Source organism: Bradyrhizobium sp. AZCC 2262, assembly GCF_036924535.1.
Lineage (GTDB): Bacteria > Pseudomonadota > Alphaproteobacteria > Rhizobiales > Xanthobacteraceae > Bradyrhizobium.
Genome location: NZ_JAZHRT010000001.1, coordinates 8,799,868 through 8,826,854 on the forward strand (window position 1 = coordinate 8,799,868; position 26,987 = coordinate 8,826,854).

Sequence of the window (26,987 nt, forward strand, 5' to 3'; positions counted from 1 at the left end):
GAGCGCTATTTCGCGCGGCCAACCGCCTCCACGATCCAGCGCCGGACGGCAGCGATCCGGCGGTCGCGTGCCTGCTCGGTGCGGGAGACGAGGTAGATCGTCTCGCTATGGCGGGCCTCGAACGCAAAGGGCGCGACCAGTTTTTTCCCGAAGCCCGGCCGCGCCTCGATCAGCGGCGACATTCCCAAGGTGACGCCGAGCCCCTGTTCGGCAGCCTCAAGCATCGCCGGCACGCTGTCGAGCCAGAGATGGCCGCGCGGGGTGAGATGTTGAAGGCAGGCCTCCTTGAGCCATGCCGGCCAGGCGCGCGGTTGCGTCGTCAGATGAATCAGAACCTGGTGTGACAAATCTTCCGGCTGTTTCAGTCCACCTTTGACCAGCGCGGGCGCGCAGACGGGCAGACCCTTCACCGCGACCAGCGGTTCGAACTTCAGTCCCGTCGAATGCTCTCGGCCATAGCGGATCGCAACATCGACGCGGGAAGCATTGAAGTCGGCATATTGATGCGTGGCCTCGATGCGCAGCGTCAGTCCCGGGTTGCGCCGCTTGAATTCCGGCAGCGCCGGGATCAGCACGGCGGAGGTGAAGAACGGCAGCGAACTGATCCAGAGTTCGGCGTGCGCATCGCGGCGATGTCGCAGCATGTCGCGGCCTGCGTCCTGCAGCGCCGCCAGCGCGGCCGAGACTTTTGCGAAATAACGCTCGCCATCGGCCGTCAGCCGCACCGAACGCGCGCCGCGCACGAACAGTTTGGTGCCGAACTGCTCTTCCAGCCCGCGGATCTGATGGCTGATCGCGGACGGGCTGAGCGAGAGGTCACGCGCTGCGCGGCGAAAGCTCAGCTGCGAAGCGGCGCGCTCGAACGCCAGCAAGGCGGTCAGGGGCGGGATCGCGCGCAGTGGCGAAAGCGGCGCTTCCGAGAGTTGAGCGGTACTCATCTGAGGTGAGGAAATCCCTTTTGTGATGGGCATTAGCTTCCGCCAGACTGGCCTAACGTTCAACATTCTTCATCTTGGATATCGCACCCGTGGCCATCTTCGAGCCCGTCGGCCCCCATCGCTGGCAACCCACCGCACTTGCCGCCGGCCCCTTTGCGGGCCTGCAGGGCGGGGCGGTCGCAAGCCTGCTGACAGCCGAAATCGAGGCGCTGGCGGAGCAGCGGAAATGGGGCACGGCGATCACCTCGTCGGCCTGGTTCCTGCGGCCGACCCCGATGACAGTTTTGCGTACTGGGCTGTCGGTCGTGGCCGAGGGCGGCCGCGTCAGTGTGGTCGACAACACGCTCTGGCCCGACGGCGAGGACCAGCCCAGCGCCACCGTGCGGGTGACGTTGTCGCGGGAACGCGCGGTCGAAGTATCCGGCTTTGCCGAGCCCGCGAGCGATGCCGCCGATCCCACCCGGTTTCCGGTGCGCACCCGGCAGGCGGCGCATGGCCGGCCCTGGTTCATGGATGCCATGGAGGCCCGCGAGGGTGGCGGCGTCGCCTGGTTTCGCATGAACCAGGCGATCATCGACGGCGCCGGACCCATGTCGAGCCTGCCGCTGTCCTCGGTGCTCGGCCCGGCGGACTGGACCCATGGCATCGCCCGGCCATTTAGGGATGTGGTGGCGGATCCGAACCCGAATCTGACGGTTCAATTGTTTCGCCGGCCGGAAGGCCGATGGATCGGCATTCGCGCGCAAGCCAAATGGCGGCCGGCAGGCGGCCTGGGTGCGGGAAGCGGCGTCCTGCTCGATATCAACGGCGAGATCGGCCGGGTCTCGATGTCGGTGATTCTGGTGCCGTTTCCGGGCAGCCCGAAGCCCGAATCCGCCGCGGGGCCGGCGCCGGCGTCAAATTAGCTGCCCAAAGGCGCGACTTCCGTCTCTACCCGCTTCATGGCGGTGAACTGGATGAAGGTTAACGTGACTTAAAATGGACGGTGTCCGAAAACATCGGTAAAACCGGCACGTACCTTATCCGTTTGAAGAGATACGCATTAATGGCAGCCGCTCCCGGCGTCCGGCGTTCCGAACTCGGTGAAGCGTTGCGCGCCTGTCGCAGCGCCTTTATCGGCGTCGGCGTCATGAGTTGCATGATCAATCTGCTGTACCTTACCGGCTCGATTTTCATGCTGGAGGTCTACGACCGCGTGCTGCCGAGCCGCAGCGTGCCGACCCTGGTCGGCCTGGTGATTCTCGCCGGCGGCCTCTACATCGCCCAAGGCGGCCTCGATCTGCTCCGCGGTCGCATTCTCGGCCGCATTGGAACCGCGCTCGACGAAGCCCTCAACACGCGCGTGTTCGAAACCGTGGTACGGCTGCCGCTATTGGTAGGCAGCCGCAACGAGGGCCTGCAGCCGCTGCGCGACCTCGACAATGTCAGGTCGTTTCTCGGCAGCATGGGGCCGGGCGCGTTCTTCGATCTGCCGTGGTTGCCTTTCTATCTCGCGATCTGCTTTGCGTTTCACTGGCTGCTCGGCGTCACGGCCTTGGCGGGCGCTATCGTTCTGGTGACGCTGACCTTGATCACCGAGTTCCTGTCGCGCACGCCGGCAAAGGAGGCGATGACGCTGGCCGCGCGGCGCAATGACCTCGCCGCCACCAGCCGGCGCAACGCCGAGGTGTTGGTCGCGATGGGCATGTCCGGACGCCTGACCAGGCGCTGGAGCGAGGCCAATGAGATCTATCTGGCGGGTAATCAGCGCGCCAGTGACGTCGCCGGTGGTCTTGGTGCCGTCGCAAAAGTCTTGCGCATGATGCTGCAATCGGCGGTGCTCGCGGTCGGCGCCTATCTCGTGATCCACCAGGAAGCCACCGCCGGCATCATCATCGCGGGCTCGATCCTGAGCGCACGCGCGCTGGCGCCGGTCGATCTCGCGATCGCCCACTGGAAAGGTTTCGTCGCCGCGCGCCAGAGCTGGCATCGTCTGTCCAAGCTGTTGCAGCAAATGCCGGCGGCGAATGAACAGACGCTGTTGCAGGCGCCGTCGAAGCGGCTGTCGGTCGAGGCCGTCAGCATCGCACCCCCGGGCGATCAGCGCGTCATCGTCCAGGATGTCAACTTCGCCGCCGAGGCCGGCACCGGCATTGGCGTGATCGGTCCGAGCGGTTCCGGCAAGTCGTCGCTGGTGCGCGCGCTGGTCGGTGTCTGGATGCCGGTCCGCGGCAAGGTACGGCTCGATGGTGCTGCGCTCGACCAGTGGTCGTCGGACGTGCTCGGTCGCCACGTCGGCTATCTGCCGCAGGACGTCGAATTGTTCGCCGGCACCGTGGCGCAGAACATCAGCCGCTTCGACGCGGAAGCGAAGTCGGACGCGATCATCGCCGCCGCCAAGGAAGCCGGCGTGCATGACATGATCATCAAGATGCGCGAGGGCTACGATACCCAGATCGGCGAGCAGGGCACGGCACTTTCGGCCGGTCAGGCCCAGCGCGTGGCGCTGGCGCGGGCGCTTTACGGCAATCCGTTCCTGATCGTGCTCGACGAGCCGAATTCCAATCTCGATAGCGAGGGCGACGAGGCACTGACGCGTGCGGTGCGCGGCGCGCGCGAGCGCGGCGCCATCGTGGTCGTGGTGGCGCACCGGCCGATCGGCATCGAGGCGGTCGATCAATTGCTGGTGCTGAAGGACGGCCGCATGCAGGCGTTCGGTCCGAAGGAGACCGTGCTCGGCCAGGTGCTGCAGCGGGTCCCGTCGCCGCCGCCGATCAAGATCGTGTCCGAAGCGGGAGCGAAGAAATCATGACCGCCGAGCTGAAAGGTGCGCGCCGCTCGATCCGAGCGCACCTGATCGTCGGGCTGGCGCTGATGCTGGTGCTCGCCGGCGGGTTCGGCGGCTGGGCCTCCACCGTGCAGCTTTCGGGCGCGCTGATCGCGCCGGGTTCGGTGGTGGTCGATTCCAACGTCAAGAAGGTGCAGCATCCGACCGGCGGCGTGGTCGGCGAGGTGCGCGTGCGCGACGGCGATATCGTCAAGGCCGGCGACATCGTGGTGCGTCTCGACGAGACCGTGGTCAAGGCGAGTCTGGCCATCGTCGTCAAGACGCTGAACGGATTGTGGGCGCGCGCCGCGCGGCTGGAGGCCGAGCAGCGCGGCCTCGACCAGATCAAGTTTCCCCCACAGCTCACCGATCAGGCCGGCGATCCCGATGTCCGCGACGTCATGGCGAGCGAAACAAAACTGTTCGAAGTGCGCGTGTTTGGGCGCGCCGGACAAAAATCGCAGTTGCGCGAGCGCGTCGCGCAGCTCAACGAAGAGATCGCCGGCCTCACCGCGCAGGAGCAGGCCAAGGACAAGGAAATCGCGCTGGTCGAGAAGGAACTGGTCGGCGTCCGTCAACTCTACGAGCAGCGCCTGATCCAGATCTCGCGCCTCACGGTGCTGGAGCGCGACCTCGCCCGGCTGTCGGGCGAGCGTGCGCAATACATCGCCGCGCGTGCGCAGGCGAGGGGCAAGATCACCGAGACCGAGCTGCAGATCATCCAGGTCGACAAGGACGTGGTCAGCGAGGTGTCCAAGGATTTGCGCGAGACCAATGACAAGATCGGCGAGTTCGTCGAGCGCAAGGTCACCGCCGAGGATCAATTGCGCCGGATCGACATCCGCGCGCCGCAGGACGGCGTCGTGCTGCAGTCGACGGTGCACACCGTGGGCGGCGTGATCACCGCGGGCGACGCCATCATGATGGTGGTGCCAAGGGCGGACGATCTCTCGGTCGAGGCCAAGGTCAATCCGCAGGACATCGACAAGCTGCAGATCGGCCAGAAGACGCTTTTGCGACTATCCGCCTTCAACCAGCGCACCACGCCGGAACTCAATGGCGTGGTGACGCGCGTCTCCGCCGACGTCAACACCGACCAGCGCACCGGCCAGAGCTACTACACCATCCGCGTCTCGCTGCCGCCGGCCGAAGTCGCCCGCCTCGGCCACGACGTCAAGATCATCCCGGGCATGCCGGTGGAAGCCTTCGTCCAGACCGGCGACCGCACCATGCTTTCCTATCTGATGAAGCCATTCAGCGACCAGCTGATGCGCTCGTTCAGGGAGAGGTGAGGTGGTGGGAACGCGAGACCGCGGCCACATCCTTCGAGACGCAGCGGAGCCTGTCATCGGGCGCGCATTCTGGACTCAGTCGGACATCGCGCGAGGTCCGAAAGAGCCACTGGCGGAAGTGAACCTGATTCGATCACCTCGTCGGCGGTAGCCAGGGACGTTTCTTTCGCGGTCGTGCCGTGCTTGGTGCTGTAGGTGCTCGGCGGCCACGGTCTCGCCCGCATTCGCGTTTTCACCTACCGCCGGCGCCTGAGGGAATCATGGGCCCATAGTAGGCGCCCCAGTGGCCCCACACATCGCGGTCCCCGTACCTGTCGCCGCGAGTACCGCCGAAGACGCCGCCAAGGTGATTGCCACGAAAACCATCATCTGCGCCAACATAACGCGTGCCCGACTTGGTACTCGCATTGGCATCTCCAGCAAGGTGCTGCAAGCGTACATGGCTCTTACGAGCCAAGGCGGGAGTTGCCAGCATGGCTGCGGCGATCACTGCAACCGAAAGAAATTTGAGCTCCGTCATTTCAAATTTTCCATCCTGATATGAGGAGCCAAACAGCGTTTGGCTCGTCCATGAAAATGGTGGAGCGATTAGACCGCTCAAGGGAACATTTCCTCACGTTGTTACAACTCCGCGCGAGGTCGACGGGTCTTGCCATCGCCAATTTGCTCAACAGCCCGCCACCGGGACATCCCACTCCAGGAGCCGCAGTGTCCGGCTCCGTTCCATTTCCGGTTTGGGCCATCTTCGGAAGTGGACATGAGCAATCGCAAGGTCCGCTTTGCTCCCATCAACTGACCTGTTCAGTCCGGCCCGTCAGGTCGGAACCGACTGCCGCCTCGTCGGTGCGCCAATCAATATCTTGGCGGGGGAACGCTGAGCTGCGCAAAAGCCTACGGGAAAATCGGACTGCGCAAGTCTGGATTCATCCGATAGTTGGGATAAGGTTGCTGTATCCGCAGAAAAACTGAGAAACGACACAGGGAGGAAATGATGCTCGACACCACGCTTAATGCGCGCATTCAAGCCTTTCTTGACAAATTTGATGCGGCGCTTGCGGCAGGAGATATCGACGACGCGGTAGGGATGTTCGCGCTGGAGTCCTACTGGCGCGACCTCGTTACCTTCACATGGAACATGAAGACCATGGAAGGCCGCGATCAGGTGCGCGAGATGCTCAGCTCTTGTCTTGCTCGCGTAAAGCCGCGCAACTGGAAAATCGCCGAGGGGGAAAGCGCGACCGAAGCTAATGGCGTTACCGAATGCTGGATCTCGTTCGAGACCGGGGCCGCACGCGGGTACGGCCTGATCCGCCTGCAGAACGGCCAGATTTGGACGCTTTTGACAACGATGGTCGAACTGAAGGATCACGAGGAAAAGGCGGGCTACACCCGGCCGCTCGGAGCCCGGCACGGCGTCAATCCCGGCGCCAAAACTTGGAAGGAATTGCGAGACGAGGAAACCGAGCAGCTCGGCCTTAAGACCCAGCCCTATGCGCTCATCATCGGCGGCGGCCAGGGCGGCATCGCACTCGGCGCGCGGTTGCGCCAGCTCGGCGTGCCCACAATCATCGTCGAGAAAAACGGACGAGCCGGCGATTCCTGGCGCAACCGCTATAAATCGCTCTGCCTGCATGACCCGGTCTGGTACGACCATTTGCCCTACATCGACTTCCCGAAAAACTGGCCGGTGTTCTCGCCCAAGGACAAGATCGGCGACTGGCTGGAGATGTACACCAAGGTCATGGAACTGAATTACTGGACCGGCACCGCGGCCAAACGCGCGAGCTGGGACGATGCCAAAAAGGAATGGAGCGTCGTCGTCGAGCGCAACGGCAATGAGATTACGCTCAAGGCGAAACAGCTGGTGTTTGCGACCGGCATGTCCGCCAAGCCGAACATGCCGCAATTCAAGGGCATGGACACCTTCAAAGGTGAGCAGCACCATTCCTCGCGCCATCCGGGTCCCGACCGCTACAAGGGCAAAAAAGTCGTCGTGATTGGCTCTAACAATTCCGCGCATGACATCTGCGCTGCGCTATATGAGGCCGGCGTCGACGTGACCATGGTGCAGCGCTCGACCACCCATATCGTTCGCTCGGATTCGCTGATGGAATCCATAGCCGACCTCTATTCTGAGCGTGCCGTCCGCGGCGGCATGACGACGGCGAAAGCTGATTTGATCTTCGCCTCGTTACCCTACAAAATACTGAATCAGTTGCAGAAGCCGGTCTACGACAAGATCCGCAAGGACGACGCCGATTTTTATGCGGGGTTAACGAAAGCTGGTTTCCGGCTCGACTTCGGCGACGACGATTCCGGACTATTCATGAAGTACCTGCGTCGTGGCTCCGGCTATTACATCGACGTCGGCGCCTCGCAACTCATCATCGAAGGTAAGGTCAAGCTGGTGGCCGGCCAGGTCGAGGAAATCACGCCTAATGGCGTCAAGCTTGACAACGGCAAGGAGCTGCCCGCCGATGTGATCGTCTACGCCACCGGCTATAGCTCGATGAACGGCTTTATCGCCGACCTCATCAGCCGGGAAATGGCCGACAAGGTCGGCAAGGTCTGGGGGCTCGGCTCCAATACGACCAAGGACCCCGGCCCATGGGAAGGCGAACAGCGCAACATGTGGAAGCCGACGCAGCAGGAAGGCCTCTGGTTCCACGGCGGCAATCTGCACCAGTCACGCCATTACTCGCAGTTCCTGTCCCTGCAGCTGAAAGCGCGCTACGAGGGCATCCCGACGCCGGTCTATGACCTGCAATCCGTCTATCATAAAGCCTAGGGTTTCGTAGCCCACGGTGGGCTCGTGCAGCAGTCGGTTACGCCAACCCGCACGAGCCCGAGGTCCGCTTCGCCCCTGAAGGTGCCGCTGCGCGGCTGGATCGGCGTCAGCCTGATCGGCGCGGGGCTGATGCTTGTGGCAGGGACCTAAGCCTAAAAGCACTTCGGGACCGAGAGAGCCGCTGAGCCCCTCATCAGGCAAACGATGATGATCAGCCGGTCCGTTCCGGGTCATTCGCGTCGATTTTGGCATGTCCGGTTAGGGGATAATCTCGGAAATGTCGGCTGGCACGGTAGTCCGTCTCCGTCATCGCTGAGGAGCCGCAAAGCGGCGTCTCGACGGATGTGGGGCCGCTGCCGAACACGCTTCACCGCGACCCCCGGAACAAATCGCCCCTACCTTCTGTCGTATTCATCCGGCCCCATCGCGTAAGGCCACTGCTCGTGGCCGGGCGCGTAGGTGCGGTTGGTCTCGGCCGGGTTTCGGTTGACCAGCGGCCGCATGAACATCGGGTGCGTAGCGCTGCGGACCTCGTGCTCGACGGTGAACAGATGCCTGCCGCCATCGAGGTCGATGATGTCGCGAAAGCGGTATTGATACTGGTTATCCTCCTGCGAGATCAGGCCGCGCTCCCGCAAGCGGCGGTAGGGGCCCGAAAAATCCGTGATGTAGATCTGCACGTGATGCCCGTCGAACTCCGGCTGGCGCCGGTCGGTCTCGCGGAATTGTAGAAATTGGTCTTTTCCAACCTTGACGCGCGCGACAGTGCCGTCGCCATTCAAAAGTTCAGCCTGCATCCCCATGATCTCGGGATAGAACGCACAAATCGCTTTCGCGGTGCCGGCCGGCACGTCGAACTCAACATAGGGAATGCCGAGCGTGATGCGTCCGAAGCGCGCGGCGTCCGGCTCGTAGCAGCGCACGCGGTTGCCCCAGGGGCAGATCGCCTCGACATGGTCGTTATGCTCGCTGAATGCGAACGCCGTGCCTTCCAGTTTTTTGGCGACTGACGCCAGCCGCTCCAGCAGCGCCTCGCGGCCGGCGATGACGAGGCCGGTATGGCCGCGCAGCACCTGTGCGCTGCCATCAGGCAAATGAAACTGGCTCCTGCCGACATTGACCCACATGTTGGTGTCCGACACCATCAGATAGGGATCGCGGGTCAGCCCGAGGCCCGCGATATAGAACAGCGTCGCCAGCCGCTGATCGGGGATGGTGACGTTGACATGCTCGAAATGGATCGAGTTGCCGAGATCCTCTGCGTCGCGGTCGAATGGCTGTTGCATGACTAGTCCTCGGGTCAATACCTGAAAAATCTTCCCGTCGTCCCTGCGAACGCAGGGACCCATAACCACCGTACTTGGTTGTCGGATAAAAGCCGTCGAACAGCGTTCTCTCACAACAAACGACACGGCGTATGGGTCCCTGCGTTCGCAGGGACGACAGCTTACCTCGACAAATTCTCCAGCAGCAGAGTTAGCGCCGTCTTCGCAAACGCGTGCATGTTGGCCTGCCGATCATTGCTTCCGGTCTCCAGCGTGAACACTTCGTTTTGCGGCCCCGCCACCGCCATGCAGCTATGCCCGGCGGCGTCGCCATAGCGGTTGCCGGTCGGTCCCGTCGCGCCGGTTTCCGACAGACCCCAATCGGTTGAAAAACGCCCGCGGACCTGGCTTGCCAGCAGTTTTGCATAAGGCTCGGACGCCGAGCGGATGCCCTTCATCGCCTCATCCGGAATATCCATCAGCAGCCGCCGCGCGTCGCGGGTATAGACCACGGCGCCGCCGAGGAAATAGGCGGATGCGCCCGGCACCGACAGCAGCGCCGCCGAGATCAGGCCGCCGGTTGAGGATTCCGCAACTGCAATCGTCTGTTTCCGCGCGATCAGTTGAGCGGCAATCTTTTCGGCTATTGTCACGAGCTCTTTCATGTTCTCTCAACCCCGCCGCAGCATTCGTTTCAGCAACGCCTTCTTGTCCGTCTTGTCCGCGAGTGAATGATAGACGACCCGAATAAAATTCTTGGAGGCCAACTCCGTCGGCGCCCATTTCTTGTCGAGATCGGCGAAGGGTTTTGCCGCCACCACATCGTCTTCGCTCTTGCCTTCCTTCACCAGCGCCGCCATGCGGTCGCGCGCGGTGACGAGCATGGTGCGATATTCGGTCAGCGCAGCCTTGTCGGCGATCGGGCCGTGGCCCGGCACGATGCGGCTGTTGGCGTTGGTCAGCTTGATGTAGGCGTCGGTCGCCGCGATCATTCCCCTGATGTTGCCGCCATTGGCGAAGTCGATGTTGGGATAGCGGCCGTTGGTGAAGGTGTCGCCGGTCGCCAGCACGTTGGCGGTTTTGAACCAGACGTAAGTGTCGCCGTCGGTATGCGCGTTGGCGATATGCCGGAGATCGGCGACGCGGCCGGGAAGTCTGACCTTGATCATCTTGCCGGCATAGGTCTTCGTCGGCAGTGCGCCCGCTGTCGCCGGCGGCGTCTTGACGCCGGTCAGGCCATTGGTGGTTCCCTCCGCCAGGCGATTCCTGACGTTGACGTCGGAAACGATGATGGCGCCGTCCTTGGCAAGGGCTTCATTCCCGCCGGTGTGGTCGCCGTGATAATGCGTGTTGATCAGATATTTGATCGGCAGGTTGGAGATGGTTGATATCGCGGCCTTGATCTTGTCGTGCAGCGGCGCGAACTGGCCGTCGACCATGATAATGCCGGTTTTCCCCACCGCCACCGTGATGTTCCCGCCCTGGCCCTCGAGCATGTAGACGTTGTCGCCGAGGTCGGTGGTCTTGATCTCGACCTTGGAGAAATCGACCGGCGGGGGTGCTGCGGACGGGGCAGGGGGTTGTTGCTGTGCGAACGCGCTGCCGGCCAGCAGGAGGGTTATGCCAACCGCCGTACGTCCGATCCCAATCATCGAAAATCTCCCCAAAGCCCTTACCCATGTTTTCCTAGCACAGGGGACCAGCGTTTGCCGAGTTGCGGGCTGCAGACCAGCCTGCTTGAATGCGGTTAGCGAACCAAGTGGCGAAGCCTACAAGATGCCGTGAGGCCGCGCTCGCGAACGAGGAAACACCATGACGTCGCCGCTTCCCGGCGGCGTGGATTGCGATCTGCATCCCGCCGTTCCTCATCTGACCAGCCTGTTGCCCTATATGAACGACTACTGGCGCGACCAGGTGACGACGCGCGGCATGACCGATCTGGTCTCGCAATCCTATCCGACCAATTCGCCGATCTCGTCGCGGCCGGACTGGCGGCCGGGGCAGGGCAAGCCGGGTTCGGACCTTGCCGACATGCAGAAGCAGGCGCTCGACCGGTTCGGCGTCCGTTACGGCATCTGCAATCCCTTGTACGGCGTGCAGATGGTATTCTCCGAGGACATGCAGGACGCGTTCTGCCGCGCGCTGAACGACTGGCTGGCCAAAGAATGGCTCGACAAGGACGCGCGGCTGCGCGGCTCGATCGTGATTCCTGCGCAAAGCGTCGAAAAATCCGTCGCCGAGATCGAGCGCTGCGCCAGGGACAAGCGCTTCGTCCAGGTGCTGATGCTTGTCATGGGCGACATGCCCTTGGGCAAGCGCGCCTATTGGCCGATCTATGCGGCGGCCGAACGCCTGGGGCTGACGATCGGAATCCATGCCGGCAGCGCCTATCACAACCCGCCGACCTCGGTCGGCTGGGGCTCCTACCACATCGAGGACTACGTAGCCCAGGCGACCGCGTTCCAGGCCCAGCTCACCAGCCTGATCGTCGAAGGCGTGTTCGCCCGCCATCCGAATCTGAAGATGGTGATGCTGGAAAGCGGCTTCACCTGGCTGCCGGCCTATCTGTGGCGGCTGCACAAGTTCTGGCGCGGCATACGGATGGAAACGCCGTGGGTCGACCGCGCGCCGCTGGAGATTGTGCGCAGCAACATCCGTTTCTCGCTGCAACCGGTCGATGCGCCGCCGGATCCCGCAACCCTGAACCGCCTGTTTGACCATATGCAGTCGGACGAATTGCTCCTATTCTCGACCGACTATCCGCACTGGCAATTCGACGGCGACGAGGTGCTGCCGCCGGGATTGTCGCCCGATCTTGTTCGCAAGATCATGATCGACAATCCGCTCGCGACCTATAGCCGGTTGGAATTCGCGAAGGAGACGACGCCATGAATGTGCAGTTCCGTCCCGAGTCGTCAGCGTCTGTCAGCGTCAAGACCGCGATCGCCGATTGCGACATCCATCCGGCGCGCGCCACCAACGACGAACTTTATCCATTTATGGCCAAGCGCTGGCACGAACACCTCGTGGCCTACGGCAAGCAGGCCTATCACGGCATGATGGAAGGCCCGCCCTATCCGAAGGCGCAGCCGAACGCCTCGCGCCGCGATGCCTGGCCGCCGGAAGGCGGACCGCAGGGCTCGTCGCTGTCCTTCATGCAGAAGCAGCTGCTCGATCCCTATAATGTCGCGCTCGGCGTGCTTAATCCGCTGAACAGCGGGCAGGGGCTGCGCAACCAGGATCTGGCCGGCGCGATCTGCTCCGCGATCAACGACTGGCAGGTCGAGAAATGGACCAGCAAGGATTCCCGTCTGAAGGGCTCGATCGTCGTCGCCAATGAAGACGGTGTTTCCGCCGCTGCCGAAATCCGCAAGCGCGCCGGCGACAAGAATTTTGTCCAGGTGCTGCTGCTCTCGCGCAATGTCGAGCCGCTCGGCCAGCGCCGCTACTGGCCGATCTACGAGGCGGCGGCCGAGATCGGCTTGCCGGTCGGCATTCATGCCTTTGGCTTCGGCGGCAATCCGCTGACCCCGTCCGGCTGGCCGAGCTTCTACATCGAGGAAATGGTCGGCCATGCGCAGTGCCAGCAAACCGTGCTGGCGAGCCTGGTGCTCGAAGGCGTGTTCGAGCGTTATCCAAAACTCAAGATGGTCATGATCGAGGCCGGTTTCGGCTGGGCGCCGTCGCTTGGCTGGCGGCTGGACAAGAATTTCGAGCGGCTGCACAGCGAGGTGCCATATCTCAAGCGCAAGCCGTCGGAATATATCCGCGACCACATCTGGTGGACCACGCAGCCGATGGAAGACCCGGAGCGCCGCGACCATCTGTTCCAGGTGATCGAATGGATCGGCTGGGACAAGCTGTTGTTCGCGACAGACTATCCGCACTGGGATTTCGACGAGCCGTCGCGCGTGCTGCCGGCCGGCGTCAGCGACGCCAACCGCGAAGCGTTCTATCTCGGCAACGCGAAGAAGCTGTACGGTATTTCGTAGATGACCCGACACGTCATTGCCCCGGTGGACGAGTTGCCGCCGGGCACGCGAAAATTCCTCACCATCGACGAGCGGCCGATCGCGATCTTCAACATCAAGGGCGAGTTCTTCGGCCTTTTGAACCGCTGCCCGCACCAGGGCGCGGCCTTGTGCGAAGGTCCGCTGATCGGGCTCGCGCAATCCACAGATCCCGGCGAGATCGAATACACCAAGCTGGGCGAGATCATCCGCTGCCCCTGGCACGGCTGGGAATTCGACATCCGCACCGGGCAATCCTATTGCGACCCGAAGCGCTTTCGCGCACGGGCCTATCCGGTCAATGTCGAGCCGGGATCGAGCGTGGTGAAGGGGCCGTACGTGGCGGAGACGCTCGCCGTGTCGGTCGAAAGCGACTACGTGGTGGTGGATCTGTAGGCGGGCGTCATTGCGAGATTCGTAGGATGGGCAAAGGCGCGTCAGCGCCGTGCCCACCATCTACCGATCGCGCTTCCTGATGGTGGGCACGCTGCCGCTTTGCCTACTCTACGGCCTGGAAGGAGCGGCGCGCGACGCTTGGCTTGGGGCGATGGGCCTGCAAGCCAGCAACGAGGCGCGCCGCTCTGAGATTCTGTTCAGCCGGGCCGATCGCCGCGCGGTCAGGCCCTGCTGTTGAAGCTCAATACGCGCCTTTCATCGGGGTCCAATTAAACTGCGGCTGCGGCGGCGCTCCTTGCATGGTTTCGGCCGGGGCTTGTGCGGTTGTACTTGCGAACGGAGCGGGGGCCATCGTCTCCGGATAAGGAGTTTGGGCCACGCTTTCAGCGCGCAACGCCTGGCCGAGATGCATTGCGCATCCACTCGTCTTCCCGCTGAGCATTGCGTCCTGCGCCTGAGCAATCTCCCTCTCCGCCGTGAACTTGGCGGGGCTGTCGGCCATGGTCTCGACCCCGCCTTCAGCTTTAGCGAAGTTGTCGCCGCTACATCCGACGCCGACATGCACGGCGTGATGGACGCGCGTGTGATGGACGTGCGCGGCCTGTGCGGGCGCAAAAGCATAGGCACTTGCAGCCATTGCGGCTGCACCTAGCAACTTCTTGAGCATTGTTCGTCCCTTTTTTGTTTTGCAATCCGGCGTCATTGCCGGACCACACAAACAACACCGGCTGCGTCGAATCGACGCGGGTAATTAGGATGAACTTCCCGCGATTTCGCGCGATCCAAATGTGATCGGCGGTAGTTGCAATGCCCTTATGCGTCCGCCGCACGCCCAAGCTCGAATGAGTGTACGCGTCCTGACGCGCTGTACGGTTCGCCTCACTTTCAAACGCGCTCGGCCTGCAAAGCTGGCGGCTGTGGGCCTGCCTGTTGGCTTTCGTGGCCATCCGCGGAGTGCTAGCGTTCAGGCCGAACCCACTCATCTGGGGGACACTCCATGAGCGAGTTTGGGTGGGCCTGCATTGCTGTTTCCGACGGATCTGACCTCGTTCCTCGACCTCATACGCCAGCACGGCGATGCGGCCTACAGCCTCATGTTTGCCTATGCGGCCTCGCATAGCCTGCTGCTTGCGCTGTTCGCGGGCTATGCGGCGCATTCCGGTAGCTTGAGTTTCGGCATGCTCATCGCGGTTTGCTGGTTCGGCAGTTTCGCCGGCGACGTCATTCGCTTCTGGATCGGGCGGCGCTATGGCGCCCGCCTGCTCCTTCGTTTTCCGCGGTTCGAGCGCCCCGGGCAGACCGTCGTTCGCCTGACGGACCGTCACTATGTCTGGATGATCCTGTTTCATCGTTTCCCGCATGGCATCCGCGGGCTTGCGGGATTTGCCTACGGAATATCGCGGCTGCCCTGGTCCACCTTCCTTGCACTCAACTTTGCCGCGGCGGGTCTTTGGTCCGGCGCAATTGTCTCGGCCGGCTATGCCTTTGATCAATTCTCGGAGACGTCCATCAACAATGCCTCTTCGGGCCTCGGCATCGTGATGCTGGTCGCGTTCCTCGGCCTGTCCTGGGTGCTCAGCAGGAAACTCGATCAGATCATGGAGCGATACTGAAGCGAGCGATACTGGAGCAAGAGAGAGCGGTTACGGATCGCCGTCGGACAAGGCGGCGCCAAGACCTGCCTGGCTCCGCAGGCCCTGCATGAGCGCGTATCACCGGCTTAATCTTCCTTTTACCATAAGTGTTCATAATAGCGCGATATTCAAGCAAAGGTCCTTTCGATGGCTTACCGAGAAGGAAGGCCTGCCGTTCGCAGTAGTGAAAATGTATTGAGCTTTGGTCGCGCCCCGATGCGGGCCGCCGGCGCTGACGCTCTCGACCTGGTGTATCAGGCCGCCGAAATTTTTAGCAGCATCGAGAATAATGCGCGAGAGATCGAAGCTCGCGCTCAAGCCATGTGCAAGAGCGCGGCAGAACGTCTGAGGCTGGCTGAGCAGCGAACCGAATCTGCAGAGCATTCGTTGCGAGAAGTTGTCGCTGATGCAGATCGCAAGCTCTCCGAAGCCTCCAGGGCCTTGACGGAAGTTGAGTTGCGCATCGCGGCGGCGCAGGACGAGGCGACGGCCGCGGAAGTTCGTGCGCAGGTGGCTGAGGCAGAAGCGCGCGAGGCAAAACAGGCGCTGGCGTTGGTTGAGGACGCCATTCGCAGACGCCTGCTTTGCGCCAGCCCGGAAACTACGCGCAGATTGTGCGAAGTAGCCTGATTTCGTCGCCTCGGTACCGACCAGGCGTCCGAGGCGCAATACGTTCGATCCAATTCATACTCAAGCGCTGGCGGGATATGTCGTGAGCGATAGTGAAGTGAAATCCAGCGAGAGAAGAATCAGAGTTGAAAGACGGTCCGGAGTGGACACGCGATCAGAAGAGGAAAAGCGGGTGAGTGGTGAACGCCGGTCGCAAATTGACAGGCGGACCGGCAGGGCGAGCGAACAGCCTTCGAAAGATCAGCTTGCTCTTTTCGCGAAACGCCTCAAGCGCGCTATCAGAGACGAGAGCAGCCGCCACATTTTCGGTATTCTATCGGGCGATGATGATTTCAGGAGCTATCCCGACGTTGTTCGGACCCTGGACTGGATTGACGGCCTCGCAAATTCCTGACCTGCTGTTTTTTGCCGATTTCTGATAGCCATTTTGCCGACGGGCGCAGGTGCGATAGCACCGATCTCCCCCGGATGCATAGGCTCCGTTAATTAATCGGAGCGCAGAATTTCTGCGGGAAACACGGAAGTTTCAAAGTGGGATAGACGCCAGCTATGGCCGATAGCGCGTCCACCAACCTCGCGGCCGAATTTGGCTCGATGCGACGCATCGCAGCGCTCGAAGATGGCGCTCGAATGCTGCGGCTGACGGTGGACGCATCAACCTCCCACTCTGCGATTTCGCATTCCTGCCGGAGGTACGGGTTCGGAGTTCCGCATGGACTGGCCGAACGCGTATCGACGCGCACTCTATCGTAGTTGCGGATTGTCCCAAGCGAGGCAAGCAGCGAAAGGCGGCTCGAATTTCCGATGTCGGTTCTTCAAGAGTTGAACGACGCCATCTCCAAAGGAACGCCCGAAAGTCGTTTGAAGGCTTTGTGGCATGCAACCGACATGCTGATCATGGGCCACTACACTGAAAGCGAGATCTGGATCTTTGGGGAAGTAATCGGACGTCTCTCGGAGGAGATTGAACTGGCTGCCCGCTCCCAGCTCGCAAGACGGCTGGCGCGAAGCGACAAGGCGCCGGTCTACATGATCAACAAGCTGGCATTCGACGATTCGATAGAGGTTGCCGGTGCCATCCTTCGCTATTCCGAGCGGCTTGGCAACGAAGCCCTGGTTGCGAACGCCCGCTCGAAAAGCCAGCAGCATCTCTTGGCGATCTCGCGGCGAAAATCAATCGACGAGCCGGTCACCGACGTGCTCGTAACGAGAGGCGACCAGGAGGTCGCAAGCTCCGTCGCCATCAACATCGGCGCGCGTTTTTCAGATGCAGGTTTTCTGCATTTGATCAAACGTTCCGAGAATGACTCCATATTGGCCGAGCATCTTGGCCGGCGTCGAGACATTCCAAGACACCTGTTCCAGCAGATGATCGCGAAGGCGTCTGACGAAGTACGAAAGAAACTTGAAATCGAACGGCCTGAGGCTCGGAACGCGGTCGCCAGCGTCGCCGGATCGTTGCATGCCATATTTGGCCCTGCGTCAAAGGATTATTTTGCCGCCAAAAGAACCGTAGGCCTGCAACACCAACTCGGTGAACTGGGAGAAGTCCAGATTCTCGAGTACGCCCAGGCGCGCAAGCTCAACGAAGCTATCGTCGCGCTGTCGCTGTTGTGCACGCTGCCAGTCGATGTTGTGGAACGAGCGATGCTTGCCCAGGATAGGGAGGCGTTGCTGATTTTGGCGAAAGCCCTCGATCTGTCCTGGGCGACGACCATCGCGTTGCTGTTTCTCGGGGCCCCCGATCATCGGATCGCGGCGAAGGATCTGGACGGGATGAAAGCGGAATTCACCAGGCTGGATGTCGAGACCTCCAAAGAGGTGCTGAAAGCCTATCACTCGCGCAAGGAAGCAGCAGGCTCCAATCTTAGTCTCCGTCCTCAACTCCACGCGCTCTGAAACGCGCGGCCGCCTCGATTCCAGGCTTGCCGCGGCAGGAGCGCGGTCAAACGCGCTCCTGCCGTGTGCGCGGCTACTCGTCCATTGGGCCGCCAAGGGTACGACGAAGTCGCTGCGTTTCGCGCCACGTTTCACGAACCTCGTTCCAAAAACGAGCGAGCCTGCTTGCTATGTGGATGATGATGAGTGTGACCATGGCTATTGCCCCGCCTTGACCAGCAAGCGACCGATTTGACGCTCTGCGTCATCCGACAGTTTTTGCAGTCCGTGGGCGGCAACATACTCCGCAACAATGCGGTCAGCGCGTCGCTGATTTGACTCGGCGTAAGCGCGCAATAATCGTGCGAAAAATGAGGGTTTTTTGGTCGGAGCAGAAAGCCAGGCTCCAGTGGTTAGAACATTCGCCATTAGATGGCTCCTTTATGGAGTTATCCTTGGGCCGAATTTCCTACCTCGCTCAGAGGTAGGTACTGGTGAGCGCCGATGCCAGATCAAATAGCGCGCATTGGTGCATTAATTTGTATCTGGTGATGTAAGTGCGCGAAGCAATCACATCCCTGTGAATCAAATCAGCGGTCGAAAACACTCGCTTAAACTTGTCGGGCAAATCAGCGATCGCACATCGTAGGCTCTCGCTTCGCGAGCCCCGGAATGACAGCGGCGAACTGCGTCAAAATAGCCCGAGCAAATCACTTCTGATTTTCCGAAGTCGTGTCAAGCCCGAGAAGCAAAAATATTCCGCTTAACTTGTCGGGCAAATCAGTCGCATATCTCCGCCCGTCTCACGGCAGATGAGGGGCGTTGGCCATCGTCACGAACGCGCGGTGAGATGCGATGGACGCAGAAGGTGCGCGAGACGTTCGCGCCGGAAGCGTACGGTGAGGTCGTGTGGTTCGGGCGCCGCGGTGCTGGCGTTAAGTTGGCGGGATCTGTCTCGCCGGCGACGGAGGCAAAAGAGCCGTTCTCCGGGAAGAGTACGAAGTAAGCCGTAAAGCCATTGCGCAGGGAAGGCCGGAATGCTCCCGCTGCCCTGTATGCTCGTGTGCACTTTTGTTTGCGCAAATCGCACGCGAGACCGCGGGTGCAGCAAGCACCCGGTCTTCCCTGCGCCCTCTGATTTCGAAGAGGGCAAATGAAGATGCAAACCTCGGGCGATCAGCGCCGCGAGAAGGCGAAATCGTGTCAGGAGCCGTAGCCCGGATGAGCGAAGCGACATCCGGGGACCACTCTAACACCGCCCCGGATATCGCTTCGCTCATCCGGGCTACAAGCGAGAAGATGGATTGCTTCGCTTCGCTCGCAATGACGACGTCAGATATGCCCCATCGCCTTCCGCTCCATCGCATAGCGCACCAGCGCGACGAAACGGTAGATGCCGTGCACGAACTTGCCATAGGGCATGGTGACGAACAGCGAGAACACCACGCCGAGATGCAGCGCCAGCAGCGGCCCCATCGCCGCGGTCTCGCGCAGGATCAACAGCGCCATGCCTGTGAGACTGGTCAGGAACAGCATAACGATGAATGCGACATCCATGCCGTAGCGGGCTTCATCGACCAGCACGGGATCGCGCTTCCACCGCTCGGCGAACAAGCCGACTGGCCCGATCAGCAGCCCGATGCCGCCGAGCGCGCCGAGCACGACAGGCAGATCCCACCACGCATACGGCGCCTCGCGCGCCAGCAGATAGTGATAGAGCGTCGCGACAGAGGTCGAGGCGAAACACAGCGCAAAGCCGTAGAACGTCAGATGATGATAGAGCCTGCGGCGGTCGGTCGGGCGGTCGTCCTCGTTGAAGCATCCGACCCCGCCGCCGTCGAGATAGCGCAACTCGCCGGCATCGCGGATCGCCTGCAGCAGCGCGCCGATATCGGTCTTCATGCCGACGGGTTCGCCGATATCACGCCAGAACGCGCGCACGCCCATCACCAAAGCCACGATCGCATACAGGAACGCCGCGCCGAACAACGCCGCCATCGCATTATGCGGCATCAATTTGTAGAACGCGCCCGGGCCAGTGTGCGTGCCAAACAGCACCTGCCGGTCATTCAACGCCGCGAAGCCGAAGATGAACGCAGCGACGCTGAGCGCGGCAACGAGGCTGATGACGAGCCCGTTGCGCGCAAACGCGCCGGCGAATGCACGGGGCCACGCATAAGCCGCGTAGGATTCGGCCCGCGCTACCGCCAGCGTCTTCGGCACATTGACGTTGAATTCATGCGGCGGCGAGAACTGGCAATCGGTGTAGCACGCGCCGCAGGCATGGCAGAGATTGGCGAGGTAGTTGAGGTCGCCGTCGGAAAACGCGCGGCGCATTTCCATCGCCGGAAATACCGCGCAAAGGCCTTCGCAATAGCGGCAGGAATTGCAGACCGTCATCAGCCGGTCGGCCTCTTCCAGGATTCGCGTTCCGTGCATCCGTTGCTTCCTGCCCTCGCGCCAAGCCGCTTACTTCGTCAGGCCCTTGCCCTCGAGCCATTTCTGGATCAGGGCGGCGACCTCGGCGTTGTTCTTGTCCATCATCACCATGTGCGAATTGCCCTTGATGCCGGCTTGCGGCAGGTCCACGACGTCGACGCTGCCGCCGGCGGCCTTGATGGCGTCCGCAAAGGCAATGCCGTTGGCGCGGATTTTCGGCCAGCGCGAATCCTTCTCGATGTAGTCGCCATAGACGATCAGCGTCGGAATGGTTTTCAGGACATCGACCTTGGCGGGATCGCCGAGGCCGGCCGGCTCGATCGCGATCAGCGCCTTGATCTTGTCGGGCCGCGCCTGCGCCACCTTGAAACCAAAACTGCCGGCCTGGCTGTGGAACAGGATGATGGAGGGGCCGACGCGATCGATCTCGGCGATGTAGGCGGCGATGGTCGCGTCATCGGTGGTGGTCCAGCGCGGCACGTTCTGCTTGACGAAGTTCTCATAGCCTTCGTTGGGAAACTGGCTGCCCGGCATCAGCTTCCGCTTGGCCGGATCGGGATCGTAGGAGCCCGCGCCGTCGCCGATGCGAAAGCGCTCGAACGGGTTGGCGGTGGTGAGGAACACCGGCTCGCCCTTGAAGATGTCGGGGTATTGCGCCCAGCCGGCGCGACCGCGCTCGACCGCATCCGAATTGTAGACGGCCCAGCCCTTGCGCAGGAAATAGTTCAGCCAGCCCTCGCGTCCGTCCGGCGTCGTTTCATACGTCACGCCGGTCAACCCGCCGCCGTGCCACATCAGGAGCGGATAGGCGCCCTTCTCGTTGGCGGGCAGAAAATACTGCACATACATCTGCTCGACCTGATAGGTGCCGTTCGGATCAACCTTCGCCGGCACGCCGCCGGGCGTGAAGGTGACCTCCTTCACCGGCTTGCCGGAAATCTCCACCAGCCGCCCGCCGACATGGAACGAGCCCATATCGCGCAATGCGATCGGCTCGGCGGCGTTGGCCAGCGTTGTGCCGATCAGAATGGCTGCGGTGCAAGCAAGTACAATGCGCGACATGTTTCCTCCCATCGTTGTTATCGCCCTCTCCCCGCCCTTCGCGGGGAGAGGGTAGAGGTGAGGGGCGCTCTCCACGTACCGAGCCTGCGGAGAGCGAACCCCAACCTAATTCCTCGCATTCTTCGCCGCTTCCCGTCCCGCCACCCGTCCGAACACGCTGCCGATGGTCATGCCGATGCCGGCCGCGTAACCCTTGCCGAGCACGTTGCCGGCCATGATCTCGCCGGCCGCGAACATGTTGGCGGAAGGCTTGCCGTCCTTCATCACCATGCGCGACTGCTTGTTCACGCGGGTGCCAAGATAGGTGAAGGTGATACCGGGCCGCACCGGATAGGCAAGGTAAGGCGGCGTCTCGATCCTGCGTGCCCAATGCGTCTTGGGCGGCGTGATGCCTTCGGTGCGGCAGTCGTCGAGGATGGTGTGATCGAAGGTGCCGGGCTGCACCGCGGCGTTGAAATCGGTGACGGTTTTCTCCAGCGCCGCCGGACCGAGTTCGAGCTTGCCGGCGAGCTCGGCGATGGTGGCGCCTGCGATCGGCGGAAACAGCGTCGGCATGAAGCTGGTCACAACGGTGGAATCAAAAATGATGTAGGCGATCTGGTCGGGCTGCGCCGCGACCAGCCGGCCCCAGATCGCGTAGCGCTTCGGCCAGATGTCCTCGCCCTCGTCATAGAAGCGCTGGGCGTGCTTGTTGACGACGATGCCGAACACGACAGAGTCGTGGCGGGTGATGATGCCGCCGTCGAATTTCGGCGCGCGGGCATCGATGGCCACCGCATGGCATTGCGTGGGATCGCCGATGTCCTGCACGCCCTTGTCGAGCAGGAGCTTGAGAATGGAGCCGCGGTTATAAGGCGTGCCGCGGATCAGGAAATTGTCGGCGGCCTCGCCCCAATACTCCTTCAGCCATTCGATGTTCGCTTCAAATCCGCCGGCGGCTGCCACCAGCGCCGAAGCGCGGATTTCGGCTGCGCCGTCGATCGGCTGCTTCAGCTTGGCGAACAGGAACATGCCGTCCTCGATCTGGAGGTCGGTAACTTCGGCGTCGTAGACGATCTCGACGCCAAGTTTTTCGGCAGTGAGATAAAGTGCGTTCAGCATCGCTCGTCCGCCGCCCAGGAAAAACGAGTTGGTGCGGCCCAGACTCAGCGTGCCGCCGAGCGAGGGCTGCCAGCGCACGCCCTGTTCGACGACCCAGTTCAGGATGTCCTTGGACTCCCGGATCATGAATTTTGCGAGTTCCTCGTCGGTCTGCCCGCCGGTCAGGCGCAGCAGATCGTCCCAGAATTCTTCCTCGCTGTAGGGGCCGGTGAGAATCTCGGTCGCCGCATCATGGGCGCAACGCATGTTGCGGGTGTGGCGGGTGTTGCCGCCGCGATAGAATTTTGGCGCGCCTTCCAGCACCAGTACGGAGGCACCGGCGCGCCGTGCGCTGATCGCGGCGCACAACGCGGCGTTACCGCCGCCGATCACCAGCACATCGAATTTTTTAGTGAGATCGACCATGCGCTCTTGTTATCGTTGTTGGCATGGAAATCAAACCGGCGCTCGGCCAGGAAAATCCATCCGCCCCGGCGATTTTCTAGCCTGATGCAGAGGCCACGTCACGCGTCTCGTGCGCTCCGAAGTGGTGCCTCATGCGACGATGTCGCATGCAACTCGCACTGCGGAATATCTGTCGCGTCAGGGCTCGCTCTGCACGGAGGCGAGCAGCCATTGCCGGAAGGCCGCGAGCTTGGGCGGGTCGTTCCGCCCCGAGGGCGAGACCAGATAAAAACCGGCGTCGACCGGAAATGCGATGTTGAAGGGAACGACCAGCCGGCCCCTGGCGATGTCCTCCTGCACATAGGCGGTGCGGCCCATCGCAACGCCGAGGCCGTCGATCGCGGCCTGCACCGTCATGAAGATCATGTCGAAGGTGACGCCGGGCTGTTTCGAAAAATCGGCCGGCAGACCGGCCACCGTCAGCCACAGCCGCCAGTCGTCGCTGTTGGCGTTGCTGGTGTGCAGCAGCACGTGATCCCGGAGGTCCTCGGGGCATTTCAGCGGCTTGTTGCCCCTAAGCAGCGCCGGGCTGCAGACCGGGAACAACTCGTCCGCCATCAGCCAGTCGGCGCGGACGCCCGGCCACTGGCCACGGCCGTAGCGGATTGCGGCATCGACATTGTCGCGCTGGAAATCGACCAGATTGGTCGAGGTGGTGATGCGGACGTCGATGCCGTGATGCTCTTCCTGAAACGCCGTCAACCGCGGCAACAGCCATTTGGCGGCGAGCGAGGCCAGCGTCGACACCGTCAGCACGTGGTCGTCGTCCTTGCGCAGCAGGCGGTCGGTCGCGAGCCTGAGGTCATTGAAGGCGGCGCGGATGCCGGGGAGATATTCCTCCGCCTGCTGCGTCAACGCCAGCGAACGGTTCTGGCGGATGAAAAGGCGAACGCCGAGCTCTTCCTCCAGCCGCTTGATCTGGTGGCTGATCGCGGTCTGCGTGACGTTCAACTCGGAGGCGGCCTGGGTGAAGCTCAGATGCCGGGCCGCGGCCTCGAAGGCGCGCAATCCATTCAGCGACGGCAGCCTGGCGGTCATTCGGGGATTCCCAAATACATGAGTTTATATCATCCGAAGCGGTACAAAGTGTCGTTTGTGGACGGTCGCGGGACGGCAGATATTAGCGGCAAGAGATTAGTAACAGGAGCCGAAAATGTCCACTTATACGCATGAATCGATGATAAATCATCATGGTACGGGCTTTTTGACCCAGCTGGCCGAAACCCTCCATGTCTGGCGGCAGCGCTACCGCTCACGCCGCGAACTGGCCCAGTGGTCCGACCGGGAACTCCATGACGTCGGCATCTCCTGGAGCGATGTCGCCTACGAGGCCGAAAAACCGTTCTGGCGGGCTTAGATGGCAGCCAAGCCGGCGTCGCCTCATCAGGGGGACGCCGGCCATCTTCTCGTGCTCCGCGGGAGCCAGCAATGACCACGATGCGTCTCGACGATCTCAGGCAATATTCAGACGTGCTGCGTTCGCGGAACGGGCAGATGGTAACGGTGCGCTTCGTCGAGCCGCGCGATGCGGAGGCCTTGCAGAACTATTTCCGATCGCTGACCACGCGCTCCCGCTACAACCGTTTCCTCGGCGCGACCCGCGAATTGCCACCGTCGCTGCTTGAGGATTTCATCCATGTCGGCGAGGCGGATCGATTTAGCGTGGTCGCGACCATGCTGGTCGACGGCCACGAGACCATCGTCGGCGAAGCGCGCTATGCCTTTGACAGCGAAACCACTGCAATCGAATTCGGCCTGTCGATCGACGATCGCTGGCAGGGCCACGGCATCGGCAAGGCGCTGATGAAAAATCTTGAATGCCGCGCGGCTTCATTCGGCGCGACGCGCCTGTTCGGCGACACGCTGCGCTCCAACGACGCGATGATCGCGCTCGCCCGCAAGGCCGGCTACGCTTTCACCAATACGCCCAACGACTGGAAGCTGACGCGCTTCCAGAAAGAGATCCCTGTCGAGCCGCAGGAAATCCCATGCGCCAGTTGGCGGCTTGCCGCCGTCTCTCCCAGCGCAATGTCCTCGCTTGCGGTTTGACACACTGAGCCCGGTTCTGGCCATCCAGAACCGGGCTATTTTCTCGCGACAGCGCCACAGCGTTGATAATCCCCGTGTCCCGGTCTAGCCTCCGCGTCACTGACGAAAGGGGCTGGTCATGACAGTCGATGCTGGTTTCGTGCGGCAGATTTTCGCCAGCCTCGAGCATGGCGATGGCGCGGGCTTTTTCACCCACGTTGCCGACAACGTCGATTGGACCGTGATGGGCACGCATCCGCTCGCCGGTCATTACAAATCGAAGGCCGATTTCATCGCCGGCACATTTGCAAAGCTGGGTCAGGTGCTGCCGAACGGCGCTCAATTGCATGTCGACGGCTTGATCGTGACTGATGATGTGGCGATTGTTGAATTGCATTCCGAAGCGACCGCCAGGAACGGCTTTCGCTTCGACAATCATTATTGCTGGGTCTGCTACTTCAGGAGCGACACCATCGTGCGCGTGCGCGCCTATCTGGATTCGGTGATGGTGGCGCAGCTGTTTGAGGAGAATCCGATCTAGATTCGCGTTCTCGTAGCCCGGATGGAGCGAAGCGCAATCCGGGGCCGGTCTACCCGCATGAGAGAGTCGCCCCGGATTTCGCTGCGCTCCATCCGGGCTACAAGATACCCCCTCCTACGCGCCCCTGAACACCGCCTTGCGCTTCTCAATGAAGGCCTGCACGGCCTCCTTGTGATCGGCTGTCACCTGGGTTCGGATCATGCGCTCGGCCTCGTGATCGCGCGCCGTGGCGAAATCGAACATCAAGGCTTCGTCGAGATTGTCCTTCATATAGCGGATCGCGATCGTCGGCCCGTCGGCCATGGATTTAGCGAGCGCGAAGGCTTCGGCCTGCAGTTTGTCGTCCGGCACGACGCGGTTGACCAGGCCGATCGCCTCGCAGCGCGCCGCATCGACCCTGTCGCAAGTGAACATCAATTCCCGCGCCCGCGATGTGCCGACCAAGCGTGTCAGGAGCCAGGCGATGCCGTAATCGCCGCTCAGGCCGACCTTAAGGTAGCCGGTGGAAAGGAATGCCGATTGCGCTGATATCCGCATGTCGCAGGCCAATGCCAAAGCGAGGCCGGCGCCGACCGCGGGGCCGGGCAGGGCGGCAATGGTCGGCTTGCGCACCGAGACCAGCGCGCCGGTCAGCAGACGCTGCCGCTCCTGCAGATCGGCGACCCGCTCGTCATGGGACATTTCGAGCTTCATCTTGTCGCGATTCGCGCCCATGCCCTTGACGTTGCCGCCGGCGCAGAACGCCGTGCCCGCGCCGGTCAGCAACAGCACACCGACATCGGGGTTCTCGCCGCAGGCCTTGATCATGTTGCGCAAGGCCGGGGTCAGATTGTCCGACATCGCGTTGCGGGCCTCGGGGCGGTTCAGCGTGATGATGGCGACGCGGTCGCGGATCACGCAGAGCAGTTCGTCGGTGCCGGTCTCGATTTTGGTTTCGGTGGTCATGGGGTCCCCCTGTTGTTGTTATTTCCGTCGTTGCGAGGAGTTCGTAGGGTGGGCAAAGCGAAGCTTACCCACCCTACGGCGTTCCGTCTAAAACTTCTCCACCCATGGCCGCAATTCGACCTCCCAGCTCCAGGCGCTGCGCGGCTGTTGCAGCACGTTCCAGTAGCTCAATGCAATCGCGTCGGGATCGAGCATCGAGTCCGGCCGGTCGGCAGGCTCGGCTCGCGCCGCGCTACGAATTCCGCCATCGATGACGAAATGCGCGACATGGATGCCTTGCGGTGACAATTCGCGCGCCATGCTCTGGGCCAGCCCGCGCAGCGCGAACTTGCCCATCGCGAACGGCGCGGATTGGGCATAGCCCTTGACGCTGGCGGAAGCGCCGGTGAACAGGATCGCGCCGTGCTTGTTGGGCAACATGCGTGTTGCCGCCTGTTGGGCCACCAGAAAACCGCCGAACGCCGAAACGGCAATTGCTTGCGCGACATCCGCCGGCACCAGATCGGTAAAGGCGCCGCGCGCCCGTCCGCTGGCGTTGTAGACGACGATATCGGGCGTGCCGATCTCGCGCTCGACCATGCCGAACAGACGCTCGACCTCTTCGGCTTCGGTCGCATTGCAGGCAAAGGCGCGGGCGCCGGTCTCGGTGCAGAGCGCGCCGAGCTTCTCGATCTTGCGCGCGGCGAGGGCAACCTTGATGCCTTCGCGCGCGAACAGCCGCGCCAGCGAGGCGCTCAATCCTTCGCCGGCACCGACGATGAGGGCAATCTTGTATTTTGGAATTTCCATG

29 protein-coding genes are annotated in these 26,987 nt (G+C 62.2%); 16 read left to right on the top strand and 13 right to left on the bottom strand.

Annotated elements, in window-relative coordinates:
- Nucleotides 1–5 precede the first annotated feature (5 nt).
- Nucleotides 6–938: a LysR substrate-binding domain-containing protein gene (locus tag V1283_RS41320; protein WP_334392315.1), complete on the bottom strand. Its 933-nt coding sequence runs from the start codon at nt 936–938 to the stop codon at nt 6–8.
- Nucleotides 939–1,027: 89 nt separating this feature from the next.
- Between V1283_RS41320 and V1283_RS41325 the strand changes: the two genes are divergently transcribed.
- From V1283_RS41325 to V1283_RS41335, 3 genes are all read left to right on the top strand, one after another.
- Nucleotides 1,028–1,843, top strand: coding sequence for a hypothetical protein (locus V1283_RS41325; RefSeq protein ID WP_334392316.1), 816 nt, complete (start codon nt 1,028–1,030; stop codon nt 1,841–1,843).
- Nucleotides 1,844–1,983: 140 nt separating this feature from the next.
- A complete protein-coding gene (locus V1283_RS41330; protein WP_334392318.1) occupies nt 1,984–3,729 on the top strand; it encodes a type I secretion system permease/ATPase in 1,746 nt (581 codons plus the stop codon).
- The gene (locus tag V1283_RS41335; protein ID WP_334392319.1) at nt 3,726–5,036 is read left to right on the top strand and encodes an HlyD family type I secretion periplasmic adaptor subunit; all 1,311 of its coding nucleotides are present in this window, start codon (nt 3,726–3,728) and stop codon (nt 5,034–5,036) included. The genes V1283_RS41330 and V1283_RS41335 overlap by 4 nt, the downstream gene beginning before the upstream one ends.
- A 232-nt stretch (nt 5,037–5,268) precedes the next feature.
- Here the strand turns inward: V1283_RS41335 and V1283_RS41340 are convergent, their stop codons facing one another.
- Entirely contained in the window at nt 5,269–5,637 is a 369-nt protein-coding gene (locus V1283_RS41340) for a hypothetical protein (protein WP_334392320.1), read from the bottom strand.
- Between the two features lie 390 nt (nt 5,638–6,027).
- Between V1283_RS41340 and V1283_RS41345 the strand changes: the two genes are divergently transcribed.
- Both V1283_RS41345 and V1283_RS41350 read left to right on the top strand, forming a co-directional pair.
- Entirely contained in the window at nt 6,028–7,824 is a 1,797-nt protein-coding gene (locus V1283_RS41345) for an NAD(P)/FAD-dependent oxidoreductase (RefSeq protein ID WP_334392321.1), read from the top strand.
- A 24-nt stretch (nt 7,825–7,848) separates the two neighbouring features.
- On the top strand, nt 7,849–7,974 hold the full coding sequence (locus V1283_RS41350; protein ID WP_334392323.1) for a hypothetical protein: 126 nt from the start codon (nt 7,849–7,851) through the stop codon (nt 7,972–7,974).
- A 245-nt stretch (nt 7,975–8,219) separates the two neighbouring features.
- On the opposite strand, the gene V1283_RS41355 is transcribed toward V1283_RS41350, so the two are convergent.
- The 3 genes from V1283_RS41355 to V1283_RS41365 all read right to left on the bottom strand — a co-directional run bounded on the left by V1283_RS41355 (nt 8,220) and on the right by V1283_RS41365 (nt 10,741).
- Nucleotides 8,220–9,110: a hypothetical protein gene (locus V1283_RS41355; RefSeq protein ID WP_334392324.1), complete on the bottom strand. Its 891-nt coding sequence runs from the start codon at nt 9,108–9,110 to the stop codon at nt 8,220–8,222.
- A 161-nt stretch (nt 9,111–9,271) separates the two neighbouring features.
- On the bottom strand, nt 9,272–9,754 hold the full coding sequence (locus tag V1283_RS41360) for a CinA family protein (RefSeq protein WP_334392325.1): 483 nt from the start codon (nt 9,752–9,754) through the stop codon (nt 9,272–9,274).
- A gap of 6 nt (nt 9,755–9,760) precedes the next feature.
- On the bottom strand, nt 9,761–10,741 hold the full coding sequence (locus V1283_RS41365) for an MBL fold metallo-hydrolase (protein ID WP_334392326.1): 981 nt from the start codon (nt 10,739–10,741) through the stop codon (nt 9,761–9,763).
- A 160-nt stretch (nt 10,742–10,901) separates the two neighbouring features.
- Between V1283_RS41365 and V1283_RS41370 the strand changes: the two genes are divergently transcribed.
- Genes V1283_RS41370 through V1283_RS41385 form a run of 4 tightly spaced genes read left to right on the top strand, consistent with a single transcriptional unit; the run spans nt 10,902 to nt 13,733 of the window.
- Nucleotides 10,902–11,981: an amidohydrolase family protein gene (locus V1283_RS41370; RefSeq protein WP_334392327.1), complete on the top strand. Its 1,080-nt coding sequence runs from the start codon at nt 10,902–10,904 to the stop codon at nt 11,979–11,981.
- Nucleotides 11,978–13,081 carry an amidohydrolase family protein gene (locus V1283_RS41375; RefSeq protein ID WP_334392328.1) on the top strand — a complete coding sequence of 368 codons (1,104 nt, stop codon included), beginning with the start codon at nt 11,978–11,980 and terminating at the stop codon, nt 13,079–13,081. Before V1283_RS41370 ends, V1283_RS41375 begins: the two co-directional genes overlap by 4 nt.
- Nucleotides 13,082–13,495: a Rieske (2Fe-2S) protein gene (locus V1283_RS41380; RefSeq protein WP_334392329.1), complete on the top strand. Its 414-nt coding sequence runs from the start codon at nt 13,082–13,084 to the stop codon at nt 13,493–13,495.
- Between the two features lie 49 nt (nt 13,496–13,544).
- Nucleotides 13,545–13,733: a hypothetical protein gene (locus V1283_RS41385; RefSeq protein WP_334392331.1), complete on the top strand. Its 189-nt coding sequence runs from the start codon at nt 13,545–13,547 to the stop codon at nt 13,731–13,733.
- A gap of 3 nt (nt 13,734–13,736) precedes the next feature.
- On the opposite strand, the gene V1283_RS41390 is transcribed toward V1283_RS41385, so the two are convergent.
- Nucleotides 13,737–14,162 carry a hypothetical protein gene (locus V1283_RS41390; protein ID WP_334392332.1) on the bottom strand — a complete coding sequence of 142 codons (426 nt, stop codon included), beginning with the start codon at nt 14,160–14,162 and terminating at the stop codon, nt 13,737–13,739.
- Between the two features lie 355 nt (nt 14,163–14,517).
- Here V1283_RS41390 and V1283_RS41395 point away from each other — a divergent pair, with 355 nt between their 5' ends.
- From V1283_RS41395 to V1283_RS41410, 4 genes are all read left to right on the top strand, one after another.
- The gene (locus V1283_RS41395) at nt 14,518–15,108 is read left to right on the top strand and encodes a DedA family protein (protein WP_334392333.1); all 591 of its coding nucleotides are present in this window, start codon (nt 14,518–14,520) and stop codon (nt 15,106–15,108) included.
- A gap of 216 nt (nt 15,109–15,324) precedes the next feature.
- Nucleotides 15,325–15,759, top strand: a complete 435-nt coding sequence (locus V1283_RS41400; protein ID WP_334392334.1) for a hypothetical protein — start codon at nt 15,325–15,327, stop codon at nt 15,757–15,759.
- Between the two features lie 82 nt (nt 15,760–15,841).
- A complete protein-coding gene (locus V1283_RS41405; RefSeq protein ID WP_334392335.1) occupies nt 15,842–16,153 on the top strand; it encodes a hypothetical protein in 312 nt (103 codons plus the stop codon).
- A 410-nt stretch (nt 16,154–16,563) separates the two neighbouring features.
- The gene (locus V1283_RS41410) at nt 16,564–17,658 is read left to right on the top strand and encodes a DUF2336 domain-containing protein (RefSeq protein ID WP_334392336.1); all 1,095 of its coding nucleotides are present in this window, start codon (nt 16,564–16,566) and stop codon (nt 17,656–17,658) included.
- A gap of 198 nt (nt 17,659–17,856) precedes the next feature.
- On the opposite strand, the gene V1283_RS41415 is transcribed toward V1283_RS41410, so the two are convergent.
- The 5 genes from V1283_RS41415 to V1283_RS41435 all read right to left on the bottom strand — a co-directional run bounded on the left by V1283_RS41415 (nt 17,857) and on the right by V1283_RS41435 (nt 23,721).
- Nucleotides 17,857–18,066: a hypothetical protein gene (locus V1283_RS41415; protein WP_334392337.1), complete on the bottom strand. Its 210-nt coding sequence runs from the start codon at nt 18,064–18,066 to the stop codon at nt 17,857–17,859.
- 903 nt (nt 18,067–18,969) lie between these two features.
- Complete coding sequence (gene tcuB, locus V1283_RS41420; protein ID WP_334392338.1) at nt 18,970–20,076, bottom strand: tricarballylate utilization 4Fe-4S protein TcuB; 1,107 nt, start codon at nt 20,074–20,076, stop codon at nt 18,970–18,972.
- Nucleotides 20,077–20,106: 30 nt separating this feature from the next.
- On the bottom strand, nt 20,107–21,138 hold the full coding sequence (locus V1283_RS41425) for an esterase (RefSeq protein ID WP_334392339.1): 1,032 nt from the start codon (nt 21,136–21,138) through the stop codon (nt 20,107–20,109).
- 105 nt (nt 21,139–21,243) lie between these two features.
- A complete protein-coding gene (gene tcuA, locus V1283_RS41430) occupies nt 21,244–22,644 on the bottom strand; it encodes an FAD-dependent tricarballylate dehydrogenase TcuA (protein WP_334392340.1) in 1,401 nt (466 codons plus the stop codon).
- A gap of 177 nt (nt 22,645–22,821) precedes the next feature.
- Entirely contained in the window at nt 22,822–23,721 is a 900-nt protein-coding gene (locus tag V1283_RS41435) for a transcriptional regulator GcvA (RefSeq protein WP_334392341.1), read from the bottom strand.
- Nucleotides 23,722–23,836: 115 nt separating this feature from the next.
- Here V1283_RS41435 and V1283_RS41440 point away from each other — a divergent pair, with 115 nt between their 5' ends.
- The 3 genes from V1283_RS41440 (at nt 23,837) to V1283_RS41450 (ending at nt 25,252) form a co-directional block, all read left to right on the top strand.
- The gene (locus tag V1283_RS41440) at nt 23,837–24,040 is read left to right on the top strand and encodes a DUF1127 domain-containing protein (RefSeq protein ID WP_334392342.1); all 204 of its coding nucleotides are present in this window, start codon (nt 23,837–23,839) and stop codon (nt 24,038–24,040) included.
- A 71-nt stretch (nt 24,041–24,111) separates the two neighbouring features.
- The gene (locus tag V1283_RS41445) at nt 24,112–24,732 is read left to right on the top strand and encodes a GNAT family N-acetyltransferase (protein WP_334392343.1); all 621 of its coding nucleotides are present in this window, start codon (nt 24,112–24,114) and stop codon (nt 24,730–24,732) included.
- Between the two features lie 118 nt (nt 24,733–24,850).
- A complete protein-coding gene (locus V1283_RS41450; RefSeq protein ID WP_334392344.1) occupies nt 24,851–25,252 on the top strand; it encodes a nuclear transport factor 2 family protein in 402 nt (133 codons plus the stop codon).
- A 114-nt stretch (nt 25,253–25,366) separates the two neighbouring features.
- Here V1283_RS41450 and V1283_RS41455 read toward each other — a convergent pair whose 3' ends face one another.
- Together V1283_RS41455 and V1283_RS41460 are read right to left on the bottom strand one after the other, a co-directional pair.
- Complete coding sequence (locus tag V1283_RS41455; protein ID WP_334392345.1) at nt 25,367–26,197, bottom strand: enoyl-CoA hydratase; 831 nt, start codon at nt 26,195–26,197, stop codon at nt 25,367–25,369.
- Between the two features lie 87 nt (nt 26,198–26,284).
- Nucleotides 26,285–26,986 (bottom strand): SDR family NAD(P)-dependent oxidoreductase, encoded by a 702-nt coding sequence (locus V1283_RS41460; protein WP_334392346.1) that lies wholly within the window; start codon nt 26,984–26,986, stop codon nt 26,285–26,287.
- Nucleotide 26,987 lies beyond the last annotated feature (1 nt).

Excerpts from the sequence above, each read along its gene's own strand:
- V1283_RS41320 (WP_334392315.1), bottom strand. The coding sequence starts at position 938 with ATGAGTACCGCTCAACTCTCGGAAGCGCCGCTTTCGCCACTGCGCGCG.
- V1283_RS41330 (WP_334392318.1), top strand. The coding sequence starts at position 1,984 with ATGGCAGCCGCTCCCGGCGTCCGGCGTTCCGAACTCGGTGAAGCGTTG.
- V1283_RS41335 (WP_334392319.1), top strand. The coding sequence starts at position 3,726 with ATGACCGCCGAGCTGAAAGGTGCGCGCCGCTCGATCCGAGCGCACCTG.
- V1283_RS41345 (WP_334392321.1), top strand. The coding sequence starts at position 6,028 with ATGCTCGACACCACGCTTAATGCGCGCATTCAAGCCTTTCTTGACAAA.
- V1283_RS41355 (WP_334392324.1), bottom strand. The coding sequence starts at position 9,110 with ATGCAACAGCCATTCGACCGCGACGCAGAGGATCTCGGCAACTCGATC.
- V1283_RS41360 (WP_334392325.1), bottom strand. The coding sequence starts at position 9,754 with ATGAAAGAGCTCGTGACAATAGCCGAAAAGATTGCCGCTCAACTGATC.
- V1283_RS41365 (WP_334392326.1), bottom strand. The coding sequence starts at position 10,741 with ATGATTGGGATCGGACGTACGGCGGTTGGCATAACCCTCCTGCTGGCC.
- V1283_RS41370 (WP_334392327.1), top strand. The coding sequence starts at position 10,902 with ATGACGTCGCCGCTTCCCGGCGGCGTGGATTGCGATCTGCATCCCGCC.
- V1283_RS41375 (WP_334392328.1), top strand. The coding sequence starts at position 11,978 with ATGAATGTGCAGTTCCGTCCCGAGTCGTCAGCGTCTGTCAGCGTCAAG.
- V1283_RS41380 (WP_334392329.1), top strand. The coding sequence starts at position 13,082 with ATGACCCGACACGTCATTGCCCCGGTGGACGAGTTGCCGCCGGGCACG.
- V1283_RS41390 (WP_334392332.1), bottom strand. The coding sequence starts at position 14,162 with ATGCTCAAGAAGTTGCTAGGTGCAGCCGCAATGGCTGCAAGTGCCTAT.
- V1283_RS41410 (WP_334392336.1), top strand. The coding sequence starts at position 16,564 with ATGTCGGTTCTTCAAGAGTTGAACGACGCCATCTCCAAAGGAACGCCC.
- V1283_RS41415 (WP_334392337.1), bottom strand. The coding sequence starts at position 18,066 with ATGGCGAATGTTCTAACCACTGGAGCCTGGCTTTCTGCTCCGACCAAA.
- tcuB (WP_334392338.1), bottom strand. The coding sequence starts at position 20,076 with ATGCACGGAACGCGAATCCTGGAAGAGGCCGACCGGCTGATGACGGTC.
- V1283_RS41425 (WP_334392339.1), bottom strand. The coding sequence starts at position 21,138 with ATGTCGCGCATTGTACTTGCTTGCACCGCAGCCATTCTGATCGGCACA.
- tcuA (WP_334392340.1), bottom strand. The coding sequence starts at position 22,644 with ATGGTCGATCTCACTAAAAAATTCGATGTGCTGGTGATCGGCGGCGGT.
- V1283_RS41435 (WP_334392341.1), bottom strand. The coding sequence starts at position 23,721 with ATGACCGCCAGGCTGCCGTCGCTGAATGGATTGCGCGCCTTCGAGGCC.
- V1283_RS41440 (WP_334392342.1), top strand. The coding sequence starts at position 23,837 with ATGTCCACTTATACGCATGAATCGATGATAAATCATCATGGTACGGGC.
- V1283_RS41445 (WP_334392343.1), top strand. The coding sequence starts at position 24,112 with ATGACCACGATGCGTCTCGACGATCTCAGGCAATATTCAGACGTGCTG.
- V1283_RS41450 (WP_334392344.1), top strand. The coding sequence starts at position 24,851 with ATGACAGTCGATGCTGGTTTCGTGCGGCAGATTTTCGCCAGCCTCGAG.
- V1283_RS41455 (WP_334392345.1), bottom strand. The coding sequence starts at position 26,197 with ATGACCACCGAAACCAAAATCGAGACCGGCACCGACGAACTGCTCTGC.
- V1283_RS41460 (WP_334392346.1), bottom strand. The coding sequence starts at position 26,986 with ATGGAAATTCCAAAATACAAGATTGCCCTCATCGTCGGTGCCGGCGAA.